This is a genomic window from Bradyrhizobium sp. USDA 4541, assembly GCF_024171085.1.
In the GTDB taxonomy this organism is placed as follows: Bacteria; Pseudomonadota; Alphaproteobacteria; order Rhizobiales; family Xanthobacteraceae; genus Bradyrhizobium; species Bradyrhizobium australafricanum.
Genome location: NZ_JALJZF010000001.1, coordinates 5483431 through 5502132 on the forward strand (window position 1 = coordinate 5483431; position 18702 = coordinate 5502132).

The window sequence follows — 18702 nt, forward strand, 5'->3', positions numbered from 1 at the left end:
ACATGCCCTATGCTGTGACAGACGACGGAGTGCGGCTCTATTTCGAGGAGACCGGATCGGGGCATCCGGTGATCCTGGTTCACGAGTTCGCCGGCGACTTGCGCAGCTACGAGCCGCAGATGCGGCACTTCGGCAAGCGCTTCCGGACCATCGCCTACAATGCGCGCGGCTTTCCGCCGTCGGATGTGCCGGAGCAGGTCTCGTCCTATTCGCAGGCGCGCGCCGCCGACGATATCCTGGCGGTGCTCGATCATATCGGCGCGCCGAAGGCGCATATCGTCGGTCTGTCGATGGGCGGCTTTGCGACGCTGCATTTCGGATTACGTCACCCTGATCGGGCGCTGTCGCTATGCATCGGTGGCTGCGGCTACGGCGCCGAGCTCGATAAGCGCGAGACGTTTCGCGCCGAGGCCGACGTGATCGCGGGCATGATCCGCAAGGAGGGCATGCCGACCTTCGCCGAGCGCTACGCCTACGGGCCGACCCGCGTGCAGTACGAGAACAAGGACCCGCGCGGCCATGCCGAGTTCAAGGCCATGCTGGCCGAGCATTCGGCGGTGGGATCGGCCAACACCCAGCAGGGCGTACAGAAGGAGCGCCCTTCGCTCTACACGCTGGTCGACGAGATGAAGCGGATCAAGGTGCCGACGCTGATCATCACCGGCGACGAGGATTGGCCTTGCCTGCTGCCGGGCATCCTGATGAAGCAGAGCATCCCGTCGGCCGCGCTCGCGGTGATGCCGAACTGCGGCCACGCCATCAACATCGAGGAGCCCGACGAATACAACCGGATCGTCGGCGAATTCCTGGCGCAGGTCGAGAGCGGCCGCTGGCCGCAGCGCGATCCGCGCGCGGTCAGTGCTTCGATCACGGGAATGAAGGGGTAGGCTTCACGCCGAGTTGAATCGCGGCCTTCATCCGCCACCAGACCAAGCATCCGCGCTTTTCGGGACACATCCCCGGAAGGCGCGGATTTTTTTCGGACGTGAGCAAGCCGCGACAGCCGGCGGTTCGCATGATTGCTGACTGCTGCAGTCATCTCCAACGCGATCCGTTCAATTCCATGTCTTGTGACCGAAACCGCGTCCACAGATAGCCGATCGCGTGAGACGGAAGAGGAGGGCGTCTGTCATGCGCGCAAAGATTGGTCCCCCGATATCTGCAACCGATGCGGACATGAGCGCGCATCATCGTTCGTCGCATTCATTCGACCGACACAGCGCTGTCATCGGTGGTGGATAACTTGTCGCAGGTCGACGTCATAAATCCTTAAAAATAAAAAGGGGCACTACGGTGAAAACCAAATTTCTTTCGACGGTCGGAGTCTGTCTGGTTGCTGCCGCTGCGGTGATGTGCAGCGCCGCCGCTCAGGACGACAACAAGGGCAATAACGGCCACGATCATCATCCGCACGACATCCACACCCAAACGCCGATCAAGCATCTCGTCGTCATCTTCAACGAGAACCGCTCGTTCGATCACTACTTCGCAACCTACCCGGTTGCGACCAACCCGACCGGCTCGATTCCGTTCACGGCGAAGCCGCATACGCCGAAGGTCAACAATCTCGCCAGCGCCAATCTGTTGACCAATAACCCGAACACCAATCCGGCCAACGGCACCGGCGCAACCAATCCGTTCCGCCTCGACCGCACCCAGGCCAACACCAAGTCGCAGAACCACGCCTACACGCCCGAGCAGCAGGCAGTCGACAACGGCAAGGAAGACCTGTTTCCGAAATTCACCGGTCGCGGCACCGCCGGCGGCGTCGGCGCGTTCGGTACCAACGGGCAGGTGATGGGCTATTTCGACGGCAACACCGTCACCGCGTTCTGGAATTATGCCCAGAACTTCGCGATGAGCGACAACAGCTGGACCGACACCTTTGGTCCGTCGACGCCCGGCGCGCTCGAGGTGATCTCCGGCCAGACCAACGGCGCGCAGAACATCGTCGGCTCGTCATCTTCGATCGCCGACGGCCAGGGCGGCCTGACGCTGATCGGTGATACCGACCCTGCCTACGATGCCTGCTCTAGCACGACCAGCCAGGTCCTGATGACCAGCAAGAACATCGGCGACCTGCTCAATGCCGAGCAGATTAGCTGGGGCAGCTTCATGGGCGGCTTCGACCTGACGCTCAAGAACAGCAACGGCACCACCAACTGCGGCCGCAGCACGTTCTCGAGCAACGTCAACGGCACCGTCGTGGACTACATCCCGCACCACGCCTGGTTCCAGTACTACAAGTCGACCGCCAACCCGAGCCATGCGCGGCCGAGCTCGGTGAATGCGGTCGGACACACCTATGTGCCCGGCAGCAAGACGCTCGATCCGGCCAATCACGCCTACGATCTCGAGGACTTCTATGCTTCGGTGAAGGTCGGCAACTTCCCGGCCGTCTCCTACATCAAGATGCCGGCCTATCAGGACGGTCATCCCGGCAACTCCGATCCGCTCGATGAGCAGGCCGGCAATGTCGAGCTGATCAACTTCCTGCAGAAGCAGAAGGAGTGGGGCGAGACCGCCGTCATCATCACCTATGACGACTCCGACGGCTGGTACGACCACCAGTACCTTGCACCGATCAGCGCCTCGTATGATCCCACCGCCGACCAGGTCAACGGTCCCGGCCAGTGCGGTCGCGGTATCGGCAGGCAGACGCCGCCGAACGGCCTCAACGGCCAGCCGGTAAACGGCCGCTGCGGTCCCGGTACGCGTGTCCCGTTCCTGGTGATCTCGCCCTTCGCCAAGCGGAATTACGTCAGCCACACCCGCATCTCGCAGGCCTCCGTCGTTCGCTTCATCGAGGACAACTGGCTGCACGGCCAGCGTCTCGGCGGCGGCTCGTTCGACGACAACGTCGAATCGATCGCCGACATGTTCGACTTCGAGCGCGGCCACGGCCAGGACCACGAGTACCGGCAGGACACGCTGTTTCTCGATCCGACCGCCGGCACCGTCATCGTCAGCGCGCCGGACGATCACCATCACCACTAACGCCCTTCGGTTCTGATCCAATCAGAACCGAAGCTCTGCCCTGACGCGTTCTGCTCGCGCGAACTGGTCTCCAGTTCGCGCGAAAACGCTTAACGACACTGGATCTGATATGAATGGCCGCACCTTGTGGCTTCTCGGCGCCGGCCTGCTGTGCATGGCCGGCGCCGTTGCGGCCGTCGAGACGCAGGGACTTCCGGGGACCAATCCGAACCCGGTGCAGCTCAGGCGTCCGCCTGTTGCTCCGCTGTCCGCCATGGCGCAGCTCGGCCAGAAGATTTTTTTCGACGCGTCGCTGTCCTCGTCAGGCGCATTGTCATGCGCGTCCTGTCACAGTCCGGACCACGCCTACGGGCCACCCAATGATGGGCCGGTGATGCTCGGCGGGCCCGCGCAATCCCGGCAAGGGACACGCGCCGTGCCGGGCCTGACCTATCTCGAGCGGCAGCCGAATTTCAGCATCGGGCCGGAAAAGGACGAAGACGACAATGTCGTCGACTTCGCGCAACTGGCCGCGCTCGGCCAGCAGGCTCCGCGCGCCAAGAAGGTCGCGACCGGGACTGCCGCGTCGGCGGTCAACATCGTGCCGCAGGGCGGACTGTTCTGGGACGGCCGCGCCGATACGCTGCAGGACCAGGCGATCTTCCCGCTGCTTGATCCCAACGAGATGGACGGCGGCAGCACCGAAATCGTGGCGCAGAAGCTGCGCCAGGCGAGCTACGCGCCGCGCTTCGCCGAGCTGTTCGGCGCCGGTGTCTTCGACAATACGCGGCTGCTGGTCGCGGAGGCGATGTTTGCCGTCGCGCGCTATCAGGTTGAGGAGCCGAGCTTCCATCCCTACACCAGCAAGTTCGACTACTGGCTGGAGGGCAGGGCGCGATTGAACGAGAGCGAATTGCGCGGCCTGCAATTGTTCAACGATCCGGACAAGGCCAATTGCGGCGGCTGCCATACGTCGCAGCCCACCCGGGACGGTCTGCCGCCGCTGTTCACCGATCACCAATATGAGGCGCTCGGTGCGCCGCGCAACGCCGCGCTCGCCGGCAACCGCGATCCCGACCATTTCGATCTCGGGGTCTGCGGTCCCTACCGCACCGACATTGCCGAGCAGACGCAATATTGCGGGATGTTTCTGACGCCGACCTTGCGCAACGCGGCAACGCGTCGCGTGTTCTTTCACAATGGCGTCTTCATCAGCCTCGAGCAGGTGCTCGACTTCTATAACTTCCGCGATACCAATCCGGAGAAGGTCTTTCCGCGCGGCGCCGACGGCACGGTGCGCAAGTACGATGACCTGCCGGAAAAATATCATGGCAATGTCGACGTCAGCGATCCGCCGTTCGAGCGCCATCTCGGCGACACGCCGGCGATGACGGCGCAGGACGAGGCCGACATTATCGCCTTCCTGAAGACGCTAACCGACGGCTACCAGCCGGAGCGGTGAGACGTCGCGACGTTCCATCGCGGAACCGAACCGCGAGTTGGCAGGGCTTCGTCATGCGCGCATAATGGGCGCATGAATGTCGTCGAAGGCAACGGTGCCAGAATCGCGGCAATCGGGCTCGGCACATGGGAGCTGCGCGGGCGGACCTGCGCACGCATCGTCGAGCAGGCGTTGCGGCTCGGCTATCGCCACATCGACACCGCCCAGATCTATGACAATGAGCGCGAAGTCGGCGAGGGGCTGCGTGCCTCCGGCATCAAGCGCGACGACGTGTTCGTCACCACCAAGGTCTGGACCACGCATTTCATGGCCAAGGATCTCGAGCGGTCGGCGAAGGAGAGCCTGGCGCGGCTGCGCTCGACCGAGGTCGATCTGTTGCTGCAGCACTGGCCCAATGCACAGGTGCCGCTTGCCGAGACGCTCGGCGCGCTGGCGCGGGTCAGGCAGGCGGGCCTGGCGCGGCATATCGGCGTCTCCAACTTCAAAGTGGCGCTGATCAAGGAGGCGGTGGCGGCATGTCCCGAACCGCTCGCCTGCGACCAGGTCGAGTACCATCCTTATCTCGACCAGGCCGATGTGATCGAGGCCTGTCGACGCCACGGCATGGCGTTCGTTGCCTACAGCCCGATCGCGAAGGGACGGGTCAAGGGCGACCGCGCGCTCGCGCGGATCGGCGACCGCTATCGCAAGACCGCGGCCCAGGTCAGCCTGCGCTGGCTGGTGCAGCAGAATGTCTCCGCGATCCCGCGCACCTCGAAGCTCGAGCGCCTTCAGGAGAACATCGACATCTTCGATTTCGAGCTGTCGGTTGACGACATGCGCGAGATCTCGGCGATCGGGAGCGCTGACGCGCGATGATGGGCCCGCGACGCATGGGGTCTTTGCCTGAGCATCAAGTCTTGGAAAGCATCAAGTTTTGGAAAAATGGCTGGGTCCTGATCCGGATCATGCTAATGCCCCGCTGGCCGATTGCGGCTTTGGACCGAATGGGGATTGAGGCAGGCGGGTTCCGGCCGGTATTGTAGCCCGGCGGGGAGAGACGTCACTGATGTGATCGAGTGGGATGAAGTTTCGGCCAAACGCGGATCTGATGGCGTCGGTGTTCGTGCACCTGATGCTGCTCGCGCTGATTTTCCTTTATTCGGAGGTCCATCAATTCGATCCCGTCGCCGCTGACACGGTGCCGGTCGAGATCGTGACGCCGCAGGAGGTCGCCAAGTCCGAGGTCGAGACCAAGCCCGAACCGGCACCGAGCCCTTCGCCGACGCCCGAGTTGCGGTTGCCGTCGCTCGATAAGCCGGTGGATTCGGCCAAGCCCGAACCATCGGCGCAGGCGCCCGCGCCGCAGAAGCAGCAGGCCGCGCCGCAGCCGCCGGAGAAGCAGGCGACGCCGCCGGCGCCCAAGCCCAGCCCGGCACCGCAACGTGCCGCGGCCGAGCCGCCGCCCACGCCGGCACAGCAAACGCCACCGATGCCCCAGCCAGCGGCGCAGCAACAGGCGGCAGCGTCGCCGCCTGCCTATGCGCAGCCCGAGCCTGATCTTTCGGTAAAATACAACGTCATGCTCGGCCTGCCGCCCGATATCTCCGTGAAACCGCCAGCCAGCGCGCCGTCCGGCCCCGGACCCGGCAAGGACAATTTCGACGCGGCCGCCACCGAGCAGGCCGATGTCGGCTCGAGCGTGGTTGCCGAATTCCGCCGTCACCTGAAGACCTGCCTGAAGCTCCCGCCGACGCTGAGTGCGGGCGACGACGTGAAGATCAAGCTCAGGGTGTTCATGAAGCCTGACGGCAAGCTCGCCGCGTCACCCTTGCTGATCGAAGCCACCGCCTCGGAAAAGGGGCCGCTGTTGCTGAAGAGCGCGACCGATGCGCTGCAGGCCTGCCAGCCCTATGCGATGCTGCCGCGGGATCGCTATGGCGAATGGAAGGTGCTCGACCTCGATTTCAGCCCGCGCGATTTCGCGTCGTAGACCAGGGACGAGCGGCGCACTCGGCCTCGCCCCGCGTGCGGGGAGAGGCCGGATTGCATCGCCAGATGCAATCCGGGTGAGGGGGAGTCTCCGCGAACGCGTCTCTCTCCGTCGATGCGGAAACAGCCCCTCATCCCAACCCTCTCCCCGTAAGAACGGGGAGAGGGAGCGCAGCACGGCCTCGACCGTCGCGTCAGCTTCCCATCGCCTGCCAGGCATTCGAGGCGAACTGCCGGCGCCAGATCACGATCACGACCGCGGCTGTCGTGACGAACAGCACCCAGGGGCTGACGAACCAGCCGAGATAGCCGAGCGCGAAGAAAAACGCGCGCTGGCCGCGGTTAAAGTGCCGGCCTGCGGTCTCGAACAGCCGCGTGGTGCGGATCACATGGGCCTCGGCCTCCGGCGTGTCGCGCTGGTCGGCCGGCGGCATCGCGCCGAACAGGATCGCCACATAGTTGAACAGGCGATAGGCCCAGGCGAATTTGAAGAAGGTGTAGATGAAGATCAGGATCAGCCCGATGCACTTGACCTCCCACAAAGCGGGCGAGGGCGTGAGGTTGACTGGCAGCGCGCCGAGCACGGCGAGCGCGTCATTGGTGGCGCGCAACAGCGCCAGCCCGCCGCCGATCGCGATCAGACTGGTGGAGGCAAAGAACGCGGTGCCGTTCTGCAAGCTGGCCATGATCTGCATGTCGACCATCCGTGCGTCGCGGTTGAGCAGATTCCGCACCCAGATCTCGCGATAGACATGCATCCGCGCCGATAGGCTGTCGCGCCCATACGCGGTGTGCTCCAGCGTGATGGTATAGACCAGCCATTCCAGCGCAAAGAAGCCGACGGCCAGGATGTCGGTCCAATAGCCGGTCATGTTGCCTTCCTTCGTGAGCGCGCGGCTGACTGTCCGCGCCGGGCCGCATCCGCGTCATGTACAGGTTGAACGCGCGCAATGCACTATGGCAAACTACCGAGGCAACAGGATTCCCGGACATGCTCAAGCTCGTCATCGGCAACAAGAACTATTCGTCATGGTCGATGCGGCCCTGGCTGGCGTTGCGCGCCAACAACATCCCGTTCGAAGAGGTCTTCATTCCGCTCTACACGGACCAGGCCGACAAGGACCGCATCCTCTCTTTCAGCAAGGCCGGCAAGGTGCCGACGCTGATCGATGGCGACGTCACGGTGTGGGACTCGCTGGCGATCATCGAATATCTCGCCGAGAGATTTCCCGAGGCGAAGCTCTGGCCTGCGGATCGTGCCGCGCGCGCGCATGCCCGCGCGATCTCAGCGGAGATGCATTCCGGCTTCATGCCGCTGCGCAACGAATGCGGCATGAACCTGCACCGGCCGATCCGCACCGTCGCGCTGTCGGATGATGCGCGCGCCAACGTGGCGCGGATCCAGGATATCTGGGCCGAGTGCCATGCGCGCTACGGCAAGCAGGGTCCGTTCCTGTTCGGCGCATTCTCCGCCGCCGATGCGATGTACGCGCCCGTGGTGCATCGCTTCCGCACCTACGCGATCCCGGTGAAGGCCGAGGCGCAGCACTATGTCGATGCCATGATGCAGCTTCCGGCATTCCAGGAATGGACCCGCGACGGCGTTGCCGAGACGCTGCGGATCGCCCGATTCGAGGATGTCTGACGGTTGCTGCGCTTCCGAATTGTGACAGCGGTCGCAAAGATCGCGGCTTGACGCCGCGGGGCCGAAGGCGTCGAATCCGGGAAGGCTGGTTTTGCAAGTCGTGAAAGGACTTAGACCATGGGCATTCTCGATTCCCTGGAGAATTCGCCGGAGCTGAAAGGCATGCTTGGCCAGCTTGGCGCGGCGGTGATCCCCGTCGTGCTCGGCGAGGTCCTGGGCAATGGCGGGCAGGGCGGCTTGTCCGCGATCGTCGCCAAGCTCGAGCAGGCCGGGCTCGGCGAGCAGGTCAAATCCTGGATCGGTACCGGTCAGAACCTGCCGATCACCGCTGAGCAGCTCCAGCAGGTGCTCGGCAGCGACACGGTCAAGCAGCTCGCCGCCAGGTTCAACATTCCGGTGGACCAGCTGTCCAAGGTGCTCGCCCAGCAACTTCCGGCTGCGGTCGACGGCGCGAGCCCGGGTGGCAAGCTGCCGCAGACCGCTTGAGCCGGTGGAATCAGGGTTCCAACCGGGCTCGGCGGGCAATTTCCGGCTGGCACGCAAATTGCTGCCTATCGCCCTGAAAAACCTGCAAAATCGCACCTTCGCTATGCCCCAATCTTGCTGGATTTGGGGAGGTGCGATGTGCTAGCTTGCCGCAGGGTTCTCAAAATGCCGGCCTGAGCTATCGGGACTGTCAGCTCAGCCAGCAATCTCTAAGAAAATGGAGAGGGCGTTGAAGCATAAGTACTCGATTGGCGAGACCGTCTATTTCACGGCCAGCAACGTGGCGCGCCCCGCCGCGAGCGGCACCTATCAAGTGATCCGTCTGCTGCCGACCGACGGTGACGATTGCCAATATCGCATCAAGAGCTCGACCGAAGCTTTCGAACGGGTGGCCAAGGAGAGTCAGCTCGCGCTGTCCTGAAGGAGTTGTGCGCAAGCCGGCGGCTGGAGCGGGTTCCGCGCCGCCGCCGTCAAAAGGCCCTGTTCGCAGACCCATTGTGCTGAAGGTTGGACGTCGGGGTGGCGGCGTTCGCCGTCGCCGATTGTGCTTACGTTGCGTTGAGGACATCGCGCATGAACTGGGCTTCCTCGCTGGATCAGATCTGGCGCTCACCGACCTTCCCGATGTGGCTGACGCTGGCCGCCGCGGGGTTCTTTGGGATCGTCGTTCTGGTCACGCTGCTGCGCGCGGAAAAATCCGTCGCCAACGGCGCGCTGACCGTGATCACACTGCTGTCGATCGCGGTTGCGGTGGCCGCGACGATCCGTGGCTTCGGCCCGGGCGGGCAGGCGGCGCCGGCCGAGACACGGACTGCGCAACTGGCCAGCCAGACGGTGCCGGCGTTGGCCTGCGTCGACGATCTCGCCGGAGACGCCGTTCTCAACGCCTGCGAGAAGGTGCTGTTCGGTTCATCGGATACGGCGGCAGCGGCGGTCAGCTACGCGGCGGCGCAGATTTCGCGCCTGACTGCGCTGGGCGACCTCGCGACCGCCGAGCGCAATTCGACCACCGAGTTGCAGGCGCTGCGCCGCGCCATCGAGCATGACCGCTACGGCCTGGTCGCCTATGCGCTGATGGCGCGCGACCACTGCACGCCGACCGCGTGCCCCGCGTTCCGCTCGCTCGGCGACAACCATCAGATCATCACCAACATGAACGAGCGGACCTACGAGAACCTGATCACGCGCTACGCAGGGTCGTGGAACGCGCCGGCCGGCGCCCAGGCATCGGCTGCCTCCGGCCTGGTCGCGGCGCTGCCGCAGTCGTTGCCCACCGGCAAGCCGACCAATGCGGAGTTTCCGAGCTCAGCGAACACGCCGCCGGTCAGCATCATGACGCCCGAGCCGGCAAAGCCGGCCGCCGCCGCACCCGCGCCGGCCGCGCGCGCCGCCGCGCCGCCCGCCGCAGCCCCGAAGCGTCCGCCGGCGGCGAAGCGCCCGGTCCAGATCGCGCCGGCCCCGGCCGCGCCGGCGTCGCCTCCTGCCGCCACCAGCGCACCGGCGGCTGCGAACGAGCAATGAGCGTGATGAGGGCGGCTTGAGCCGCCGTCGTTGCGCTGTTCCGGCTTCGTTTGGCTCGAAAAGCGCTCTAGTCCCGATATCCACCGCCGCGGAGAGCGCTCCCTTTTCAAAGCGCTCGCCGGCCGCTACATCCGGCGCATGCCGCTTCATCTCATCAAGCTCGCCGTCGGTTGCGACTCCGTCAAGGAACTCAAGGGCTGGGTTGCCGAACGGATGGCGACCGCGAAGAAAAAGGGCCTGCCGCTCCGTCACGTCCACATCACGCGGATGACGCCGAAGCGCGAGGAGGAGATCCTTGCCGGGGGCTCGCTCTATTGGGTGATCCGCGGCGAGATCGCCGCGCGCGAGAAGATCATCGCCATCGAGCCGTTCCGCGACAAGGACGGCATCGGACGCTGCCGGCTGGTGATGCAGCCCAAGGTGATCGCGGTCTCGCCGCGGCCGATGCGGCCGTTCCAGGGCTGGCGCTACCTGACCGCAGACTCCGCGCCGGCCGATCTCACCAAGTCGAGCGCCGCCAGCGTGGCATCGATGCCCGAGCCGATGCGCCGCGAGTTGCGCGACCTCGGCTTGCTGTAAGCAATCGGGTTGCTCTGAGCAATCGAACGGCAGTGATCCGGGATCACTGGGTCACGAGATGCAGCCGAGCCCATTCTGAGGCCGGGACCTCGACATAACGGCCACCCGCCCTGTCGGCGGTGACGTCGAACAGTTCATGGCCGATCCCCATCTCGCTGAGATATCTCCGGAACTGATCGGTGAAGATTGTGGTAAGGCTTTCGCGGTGCTCGGCAGAGACGTTGGGTGCGAGCCGGTCGTAGATCTGCATCCTTGCGGTCAGGATGACGCGGTTGCCGGGCGGCAGGTTACGATGCACGCCGCCCGCAAGCATCAATACACATGCAAGCTCGCAGGGCACACCGGAGAGCTTTTCCTTCGCATCCAGCGGGCCGCCAGGCCGCTTCAGTGCAAAGCATTCCTCCTCGGGTTTTCCGTTGCATGCCTCGACCTCGGTTGCCGCCACCGCCGCATCGATGCCGCGACCGCGCAGGATGCGACCGAGGCTGGCAGCGACGGTGAGGTCGGAGCCCGGTTTGACATTGATCACCACCGGCAGCTTGCGTCCGTTCTGCCGGTCGAGGATCGCTAGCAGGCGCTTGTAGGTGTCCCATTGCACCGCGCCTTCGGCCGCGATCCAGTTCGAGCAGCCGGGGCCGCAGGCATCAGGCGCACCATGCGCGACGTAGAAGATCATGGCGCCGGGCGCCGAATTGACGCCGCCGACCGGCGGCCGGGTCTGTGCCTGCGCCCCAGCCGCGGCCAGCAGCGCGATGCCAAGAACAATGCCTTGCCTGAAGTAATGGTTCATTCCGATCGCCCTTGAAAGGCGCGATCATCCATGCGTCGCGAGCGTGGCGCAAGCACCCGGCCGCACAGATGAGGCCGAGCCCTCATTACAGGCTCGCATCCTCTCTGCGCATGAACCGTTTCACACTTTTCCGGTCCGGTCTCAGACCGCGATATTGTCGATCAGGCGCGTGCTGCCGAGCTTTGCCGCCACCAGCATCCGCATCGGGCCGTCCTTCGGCGAGCCGATCGGCGCCAGGGAGGCGGCGTGGCGCACTTCGAGATAATCGAGCACGAAGCCGGCCCTGGTGATCGCCGCGGCGCCGTCAGCCATTGCGGTCGCGGTATCCTCGCCGGCGCGCAGGCGGCCGGCCGTTTGCTTCATCACCCGGTGAAGCTCAGGGGCGGCGCGCCGTTCCTCCGGCGAGAGGTAGACGTTGCGTGACGACATCGCGAGACCGTCGCGCTCGCGCACCGTTTTGGATCCGATCACCTTGACCCCGAGGTCGAGGTCCGCGGCCATCTGGGTGACGACCCGGAGCTGCTGAAAGTCCTTCTCGCCAAAGATCGCGACGTCGGGCCGGACCTGGGTGAACAGCTTGCCGACCACGGTGGCGACGCCGCCGAAGAAATGCGGCCGGAAGCGATCCTCGAGCCCGGCGGTGGCCGGCCCCTCCGGCACGATCCTGGTGGCGAAGCCGTCCGGGTACATCGCCTTCACCTCGGGATGCCAGATCAGGTCGACGCCCTCGGCGGCGAGCTTGGCGACGTCGGCTTTCCAGGTGCGCGGATAGGAGCCGAAATCTTCGGTCGGCGCGAACTGGGTCGGGTTGACGAAGATCGAGACGACGACCCGCTTGGCGCGGCGCTTGGCGAGCCGCACCAGCGACACATGGCCATCATGGAGCGCTCCCATGGTTGGGACCAGCGCGACGGTTGCCTTCTTGACGCGCAGCGTGTCGACGGCGCGACGAAGGGCGGGGACGGTACGGACGACGGTGGGATTTCTCGGCATCTGGTCTCGGCTCGTGGGGCAATCCGGGTGGGAACGAATCTGGGCGGGACGGGTTGGCGTTCGGCAGGTCACGCAGCTTACCAAGTCCGAACCACGATCGGCAAACCGGCCGATAAGCCTTACACGATCTCGAACGTGCGCGGATCAAAGCCGCCGATCGACGCAGCAGTCTTGCTTGATCGATTCATCAGCACGGCCGCACTCGATTTCCTGTCGCAGCGATGCATTTCACTTGACCGCAGCGGCGCTCGCTTTGAAGATCATTGCGGGGATTTGAATCATGTTGGTGCAGGCTCGTCAGGGTCAATCCGGCTCCGCACATGTCATCGTGCTGGGCAACGAGAAGGGTGGATCGGGAAAGTCGACCACCGCCCTGCATATCGCCGTCGCGCTGCTGAAGGCCGGGCAACGCGTCGCCAGCATCGATCTCGACTGCCGCCAGCAGAGCTTCACCCGCTACATCAGCAATCGCCAGGCCTGGGCGCGACGCACCGGGCTCGACCTCGAGCTCCCGGCACACCACTGCATCAAGTACGGCGAGACGATGCAGATCGAGGAGAACGAGAACGCGGAATTCCAGCAGTTCATGGCCGCTGTGAGCGCGGTGGAACGCGCCTGTGATTTCATCGTCATCGATACCCCGGGCGCGGACAGCTACCTGATGCGGCTCGCGCATTCGATGGCCGACACTTTGGTAACCCCGATCAACGACAGCTTCCTCGATTTCGACGTGCTCGGCACCGTCGATCCCGCGACTTACGCGGTGACCGGCGAGAGCCATTATGCGGAGATGGTGCGCGACACCAGACGCAAGCGCCGCCGCCTCGATGGCGCCTCGACCGACTGGATCGTGGTGCGCAACCGGCTGTCGATGCTCGGCTCGCGCAACAAGCAGCTGGTGGCCGACGGCTTGAAACAGCTGTCGCTGCGGCTCGGGTTCCGTGCGGTCGACGGCTTTGCCGAGCGGGTGGTCTATCGCGAATTCTTCCCGCGCGGGCTGACGGCGCTCGACGACATCGACGAGGCGACGCTCGGCACCCGCCCGAGCCTCGGTCACGTCACCGCCCGCGAGGAGGTGATGAGCCTGCTGCGCCAGCTCAAGCTGCCGCTCGACGAGCGCGGCCGCCGCAGGGCCGCCAACCGGGCCGAATGGTTCAGCCAGGTCGACAAGCCGCTGGAAGTCGACGACATCATCGGCGGCTAGACCGCCGGGCACTCCTTCTGGCAGGTTCCAGGGCGTCGGGCGTCCAGGAAGTGACTATCGTCACTTCCTGGCCCGTCCAGAAGCACGGTAGTCTTGCGGGGTTTTCGGCCACTCCGTCGCCAATATGCCGGAACAAAGCTGGCGAGATCCGGTTTTCCCAAGCCAGCCGCGTTTCCGCTCCCCGTCGGTTGGTCTTGAGGTATTATCGTGCCGCAGAGCCATGGCGCCAGAAGCGAATGCACAAAGGTTGTGTGCACCGCACAATGAACGTGCTGCGAAGTCCCAACTTTTAGACTTCCTGTCACAGCGCTGTGACATATATTCTCAAAAGGAGGCCGAAGAGTCTCCGGCCAAGAATAGCCCTGAAAAGGCGGGCACCTCGAGGACGTCATGAAGCGTGGAATTCTCGTTCTGCTTTCTCTCTCCGTGGTGATCACGGCGGCCTATTTCACCGCGAGCAAGTGGGCGATCCGTCATGAAACTCTCATGTTTAAGGACCCGACGCGCGATGAGCGGCCGGTCGCGGTCGACGTTGCCGTGCGCTTCGACAAGGAGATGCAGGCCGACGCTGGCATGATCACGCTGCCGGTTGCGATCCTCAATCATGGCAATACCGTCAAATTCACCGAATATTCCTTCCTCGCGAACGTGTTCGCGGCGCGCGGCTATCTGACCATCAGCATTCAGAACGACCTGCCGTCGGACGGACCGATGGTGACCAAGGTCGGTGAGCTCTATGTCGGCCGCCTGCCGCAGTACCAGCGCGGCATCACCAACATCAAGTTCGCGATCGAGGAGATGAAGAAGCGCAAGCCGAACGCGGACTACAGCAAGCTGACGATGGTCGGCCATTCCAATGGCGGCGATATCGCGATGTATTTCGCCAAGCAATATCCGGACGAGATCAAGAAGGTGGTGACGCTGGACAATCTGCGCGTGCCGTTCATGACCGACGGCAAGTTCAAGATCCTGTCGTTCCGTTCGCATGACTCGCAGTTCAAGCCGGATCCGGGCGTCGTTCCCGATGCCGACGAATGCGAGAAGGCCGGCATCACCGTGGTGAACACCAACTTCCAGCACAACGACATGCGTGACACCGGGCCCGAGAAGGCCAAGGACTCGATCCAGGCCATGCTCGATAAATTCCTCGCCGATACCGACAGCGCTGTCGCGCCGGTCGACACCAGGAATGCGCCGCCGAAGATTCTGGAGCCCGGTCCCGTCTCGCTTTACGTGCCGGTCGAGAAACCTCAGACCTTGACCGATAAGCTCAAGAAGTCGCTCTCGCTGACCAAGACCGAGACGAAGAAGGATCCGTCGGTCACGAATTGACCGGGCGGCTCGCGGTCCAGGCTGGCCTCTCACGTTGACCAATCCACTGCCGCGGCCCACATAGTGTTTGCTGTACGAGGCAAGCGCTGATGGCCGGCAAGACGATCAAACCGACATCCGGAAGCGATGTACGCCCGGCCCATGCGCCTGGCGTGCCGGCAAGCGCGAACGACATCGCGGCATTCGTCGCCAAGGCGCGGGCGATGTCGCCGCATCGCGCCGGCGCCCACGGCAGGCTGGTGTTCGCGCTCGACGCCACGATGAGCCGGCGGCCGACATGGGACATGGCGTGCACGCTGCAGGCGGACATGTTCCGCGAGGCCGGCGCGCTCGGCAGTCTCGATATCCGCCTCGTCTATTATCGCGGCTTCAATGAATGCCGTGCGTCGGGCTGGATCTCTGACAGCGCGCAGCTCGCGCGGCTGATGAGCAAGATCGATTGCCAGGGCGGCAACACCCAGATCGGCAAGGTGCTGTCCGAGACGCGTCGCGAAGCAGTCGAGGCCGGGGTGCGCGCGCTGGTGTTCGTCGGCGACGCGATGGAGGAGAGTGCCGACGATCTCTGCGCCAAAGCCGGCGAGCTCGGCCTGCTCAAGGTGCCGGTCTTCATGTTCCAGGAGGGCAGGGATGCGACCGCCGAGCTGACGTTTCGCGAGATCGCGCGGCTGACCGGCGGGGCATGGTGCAGGTTCGATCCCGGCGCGGCCGCGCAGCTCCGCGAATTGCTGCGTGCCGCCGCAGCCTATGCCGCCGGCGGCCGCGAGGCGCTGCTGCAGCTGGCCAAGACCGCGAGCGGTGCGGCGAAGCTGATCGGCCAGATGAAATAGCGCCGCGTCGCGTCAGGCTCCGCCTGACGCCGGTGAGACGAAGCTTCGCATGCTTTTTGCCGCCGGGCCGCCTATATTCCGGATATGCCAACCCTGATCGCCGGCGTCGTCGCCGTTGTCGTCCTTTATTCCGCGCTGCAGATGTTTCGTGCGGCCAATCCGGCCGTGCTTGCGCGCGCGATCAAGATCGGTGGCGGGGTGCTCGCGCTGGCGGTCGCGGCCTTTACCGGCGTACGGGGCGAACTGGCGGTGGCGATTCCGCTCGGCATTTTCGGCGCCGGACTGCTCGGCTGGTCGCCGTTCGGAAGCACCGGATTTCCCAATCTCGGCGGCATGTTCGGCGGTTCGCGCAGCCAGGGACAAAGCTCGCGGGTGCGCTCGCAATATCTCGATATGACCCTCGATCACGGCAGCGGCGTGCTCAGAGGCCAGATCGTGGCCGGACCGCAGGCCGGCCGCATGCTCGACGAGTTCGACCTGTCGCAGTTATTGGCGATGGTCCCGAGCTTCGACGCCGAGAGCGTCGCGCTACTTGAAAGCTATCTGGACCGCCGCTTTCCCGCCTGGCGTCAGGACGCACAGGGCGACCGGGCACGGGGGCAGGGCCGTGCGGCGTCGGGCGGCAAAATGACGAACGAGGAGGCCTATCAGATCCTTGGCCTGCAGCCGGGAGCGACGCGCGACGACATCAGCCGGGCTCACCGTACCCTGATGAAGAAACTCCATCCCGACCAGGGGGGCTCGACGTACCTCGCGGCCCGTGTGAACGAGGCCAAGGACACTCTGCTTCGCACGCATCTCTAACTCCGGCTACGCCACCAACGCCACAGCCGAGAGCTGCCTTCCGTTTCTGATTGATGCCCCGTTGGCCCGCCGCTGTCCGGCGTGGCCGATCGCTCTTTCGGGAAAACTTAACCGTAAAATCTTGACGAGAAGTTTCATGGTTGCGCCGCTCGCGGACGGCCGGCTGTTTTCGCGGCGGCAAAAGCAAAACGGCCGGCGCTTGCGGCGCCGGCCGTTCGAAATCAGCAGATGCTGACGATCAGTTGCGAACGGTGATGCAGGAGATCTCAGCGCGCTTCAGCGTCTTGCAAGCCGCCTCGGCCTGATCGCGCTCGAGGCCGGCAAAACGGGCGCGATAGAGCTTGCGATTATCCTTGGCGACGACCTCGGTAAACGGGTCCGCCTTGCTGAGTAGGCCGCGGGCCGAGCTGCGCGCCAGGTCGATGCGCTTGTTGGCTTCGCCCTCGGACTCCAGCGCGCCAACCTGGATGATCCAGCCGGTATGCGCGGTGCTCGGCTTTGCTGAGCTGGTCGGCGGAGCGGCCTGCACGCTGCGGGTTGCGGGTTCGATCGACGCAACGGCCTGTGGCGCCGGGGTAGCGGGTGCATGGACGGCCGAGGCCGGCAGCACGCCGAGGATGCCGTTGCCGGTGCCGAAATTGGCCGGCTGCGGCGGCATTTCCGGCCTCGAGGTCTCGGCGGCCCGCGCCATCATCGCATTGGAGGTCTCGGGGACCTCGCCGCGCGAGGGGATCGTGTTGGTGATCGGAGGCGCGGACTGCGCCGGGCCGGCCGCGGCGAGCTTGATCTGGCCGGCTTTGACCTGCACCGTCTTCACCTTGACCGGCTTCATCGGTTCAGCCGAGCCGGGGATCGCGGCGATCGGCTGGGTCTGGATCACGCCTGAGGTCAGCGGCGCCGGCTCGGGCTTGGCCTGCGGCTCCGGCTTGGCCGGAAGCGGCGGCAGCGCGGCGGCGGCCGCCGCCATCAGCGAGGGCTTGCTGGCCGGGCGCGGCGCCTGGATCGCGGCAGCTGCAGCGGCGGGCTCCGATGCCGCGACGGGCGAGGTGTCCGGCGCGCGCGCATTATCCGCGTCGGCGACCTCCACATTGGCGTCGGCCGGATTGCGTTCGGTGATCGCTGCGGCAGTGCGGGTGGTCGCGGCCTTCCCGACGTTCTCGGCGAGCAGGTTGCGCATGATGGCGTCACGCGAGCCGCCGCTGCGGCCGCCAAGCACCACGCCGACCAGGAAGCGATTGCCGCGGCGCATCGAGGTCACGAGGTTGAAGCCGGACGCGCGGGTGTAGCCGGTCTTGATACCGTCAACGCCCTCGACGTTGCCGAGCAGATGGTTGTGGTTGCGGATCGATTGGCCGCGGAAGTTAAACACCGAGGTCGAGAAGTAGCGGTAGTAGCGCGGGAAGCGGTCCTGGATCGCGCGGCCGAGAGTCGATTGATCGCGCGCCGTCGTCACCTGCTCATCGTTGGGCAGGCCGGAGGCGTTGCGATAGACGGTCCGGCTCATGCCGAGCGCACGGGCCTTGCGGGTCATCATCCGGGCGAAATCGTCTTCGCTGCCGCCGATCGCCTCGGCGATCACGACCGCGGCGTCATTGGCCGAGCGGGTGACCAGGCCCTTGATGGCGTCTTCGACCTTGATGGTCGAGCCGGGCCGCAGGCCGAGCTTGGTCGGGTCCTGTTCGGAGGCGTGCTCGGACACCGGCATTTCGGTGTCGAGCTTCATCTTCCCGGAATCGAGGCGCTCGAACAGCAGATAGAGCGTCATGATCTTGGTCAGCGAGGCCGGGTGGCGCAAGCCGTCGGGACTGGTGGCGGTGAGCACCGAACCGGTGTTGCCGTCGACGATGATCGACGCGAATTGCGGGCTGTAGCTCTCGCGCGCTTCCTGGCTGTGGTGGTGACGGGCGTAGTGGCGCCGGTGACGGCGCGCCTCGGCGCTATCACTCGTGATCAGGATCGCCGTCGTGACGGTAACGAGCCCAAGAACGCCAACTCGCAGCGCCCGCGAGGAGGCCAAGGTTGTTCGAAGCATCTACTTCCCCGTCCCAATTTCTATCTAGATCACTGGCTCGTGAGGCGAAATTGTGCCCGGCGGCCATCGATCCTTGCCTG

18 protein-coding genes are annotated in these 18702 nt (G+C 64.9%); 14 read left to right on the forward strand and 4 right to left on the reverse strand.

Annotation, left to right across the window (positions count from 1 at the left end; genetic code table 11):
* Positions 1–2 precede the first annotated feature (2 nt).
* The 5 genes from J2R80_RS25965 (at position 3) to J2R80_RS25985 (ending at position 6410) form a co-directional block, all read left to right on the forward strand.
* A complete protein-coding gene (locus J2R80_RS25965) occupies positions 3–887 on the forward strand; it encodes an alpha/beta fold hydrolase (RefSeq protein WP_253639687.1) in 885 nt (294 codons plus the stop codon).
* A gap of 463 nt (positions 888–1350) precedes the next feature.
* Positions 1351–2997, forward strand: coding sequence for a phospholipase C (locus tag J2R80_RS25970; protein WP_233286166.1), 1647 nt, complete (start codon positions 1351–1353; stop codon positions 2995–2997).
* A 109-nt stretch (positions 2998–3106) separates the two neighbouring features.
* Positions 3107–4438, forward strand: coding sequence for a cytochrome-c peroxidase (locus J2R80_RS25975; RefSeq protein WP_253639688.1), 1332 nt, complete (start codon positions 3107–3109; stop codon positions 4436–4438).
* 72 nt (positions 4439–4510) lie between these two features.
* Complete coding sequence (locus J2R80_RS25980; RefSeq protein ID WP_253639689.1) at positions 4511–5296, forward strand: aldo/keto reductase; 786 nt, start codon at positions 4511–4513, stop codon at positions 5294–5296.
* Positions 5297–5501: 205 nt separating this feature from the next.
* Positions 5502–6410, forward strand: a complete 909-nt coding sequence (locus tag J2R80_RS25985; RefSeq protein WP_253639690.1) for a hypothetical protein — start codon at positions 5502–5504, stop codon at positions 6408–6410.
* A gap of 193 nt (positions 6411–6603) precedes the next feature.
* Here the strand turns inward: J2R80_RS25985 and J2R80_RS25990 are convergent, their stop codons facing one another.
* Positions 6604–7281: a DUF599 domain-containing protein gene (locus J2R80_RS25990; protein ID WP_028336422.1), complete on the reverse strand. Its 678-nt coding sequence runs from the start codon at positions 7279–7281 to the stop codon at positions 6604–6606.
* Between the two features lie 119 nt (positions 7282–7400).
* Between J2R80_RS25990 and J2R80_RS25995 the strand changes: the two genes are divergently transcribed.
* The 5 genes from J2R80_RS25995 to J2R80_RS26015 all read left to right on the forward strand — a co-directional run bounded on the left by J2R80_RS25995 (position 7401) and on the right by J2R80_RS26015 (position 10640).
* Positions 7401–8054: a glutathione S-transferase family protein gene (locus tag J2R80_RS25995; RefSeq protein WP_253639691.1), complete on the forward strand. Its 654-nt coding sequence runs from the start codon at positions 7401–7403 to the stop codon at positions 8052–8054.
* A gap of 117 nt (positions 8055–8171) precedes the next feature.
* Positions 8172–8540, forward strand: a complete 369-nt coding sequence (locus J2R80_RS26000; protein WP_092078272.1) for a YidB family protein — start codon at positions 8172–8174, stop codon at positions 8538–8540.
* A 217-nt stretch (positions 8541–8757) separates the two neighbouring features.
* Complete coding sequence (locus tag J2R80_RS26005) at positions 8758–8961, forward strand: hypothetical protein (protein WP_018272021.1); 204 nt, start codon at positions 8758–8760, stop codon at positions 8959–8961.
* A 152-nt stretch (positions 8962–9113) separates the two neighbouring features.
* The gene (locus J2R80_RS26010) at positions 9114–10061 is read left to right on the forward strand and encodes a hypothetical protein (protein WP_253639692.1); all 948 of its coding nucleotides are present in this window, start codon (positions 9114–9116) and stop codon (positions 10059–10061) included.
* 138 nt (positions 10062–10199) lie between these two features.
* Positions 10200–10640, forward strand: a complete 441-nt coding sequence (locus J2R80_RS26015; RefSeq protein ID WP_028336418.1) for a DUF1489 family protein — start codon at positions 10200–10202, stop codon at positions 10638–10640.
* 43 nt (positions 10641–10683) lie between these two features.
* Here the strand turns inward: J2R80_RS26015 and J2R80_RS26020 are convergent, their stop codons facing one another.
* Both J2R80_RS26020 and panC read right to left on the reverse strand, forming a co-directional pair.
* A complete protein-coding gene (locus J2R80_RS26020) occupies positions 10684–11430 on the reverse strand; it encodes a hypothetical protein (RefSeq protein ID WP_076834535.1) in 747 nt (248 codons plus the stop codon).
* Between the two features lie 141 nt (positions 11431–11571).
* Complete coding sequence (panC, locus tag J2R80_RS26025; protein WP_076834533.1) at positions 11572–12423, reverse strand: pantoate--beta-alanine ligase; 852 nt, start codon at positions 12421–12423, stop codon at positions 11572–11574.
* Positions 12424–12703: 280 nt separating this feature from the next.
* Here panC and J2R80_RS26030 point away from each other — a divergent pair, with 280 nt between their 5' ends.
* The 4 genes from J2R80_RS26030 to J2R80_RS26045 all read left to right on the forward strand — a co-directional run bounded on the left by J2R80_RS26030 (position 12704) and on the right by J2R80_RS26045 (position 16590).
* The gene (locus J2R80_RS26030; protein WP_253639693.1) at positions 12704–13627 is read left to right on the forward strand and encodes a division plane positioning ATPase MipZ; all 924 of its coding nucleotides are present in this window, start codon (positions 12704–12706) and stop codon (positions 13625–13627) included.
* Positions 13628–14017: 390 nt separating this feature from the next.
* A complete protein-coding gene (locus tag J2R80_RS26035) occupies positions 14018–14959 on the forward strand; it encodes an alpha/beta hydrolase (protein WP_057020818.1) in 942 nt (313 codons plus the stop codon).
* An 89-nt stretch (positions 14960–15048) separates the two neighbouring features.
* Positions 15049–15786 (forward strand): VWA domain-containing protein, encoded by a 738-nt coding sequence (locus tag J2R80_RS26040; protein ID WP_253639694.1) that lies wholly within the window; start codon positions 15049–15051, stop codon positions 15784–15786.
* Positions 15787–15870: 84 nt separating this feature from the next.
* A complete protein-coding gene (locus J2R80_RS26045) occupies positions 15871–16590 on the forward strand; it encodes a DnaJ domain-containing protein (RefSeq protein WP_141342909.1) in 720 nt (239 codons plus the stop codon).
* 238 nt (positions 16591–16828) lie between these two features.
* Here the strand turns inward: J2R80_RS26045 and J2R80_RS26050 are convergent, their stop codons facing one another.
* A complete protein-coding gene (locus J2R80_RS26050; RefSeq protein WP_253639695.1) occupies positions 16829–18622 on the reverse strand; it encodes a serine hydrolase in 1794 nt (597 codons plus the stop codon).
* Between the last annotated feature and the right edge of the window lie 80 nt (positions 18623–18702).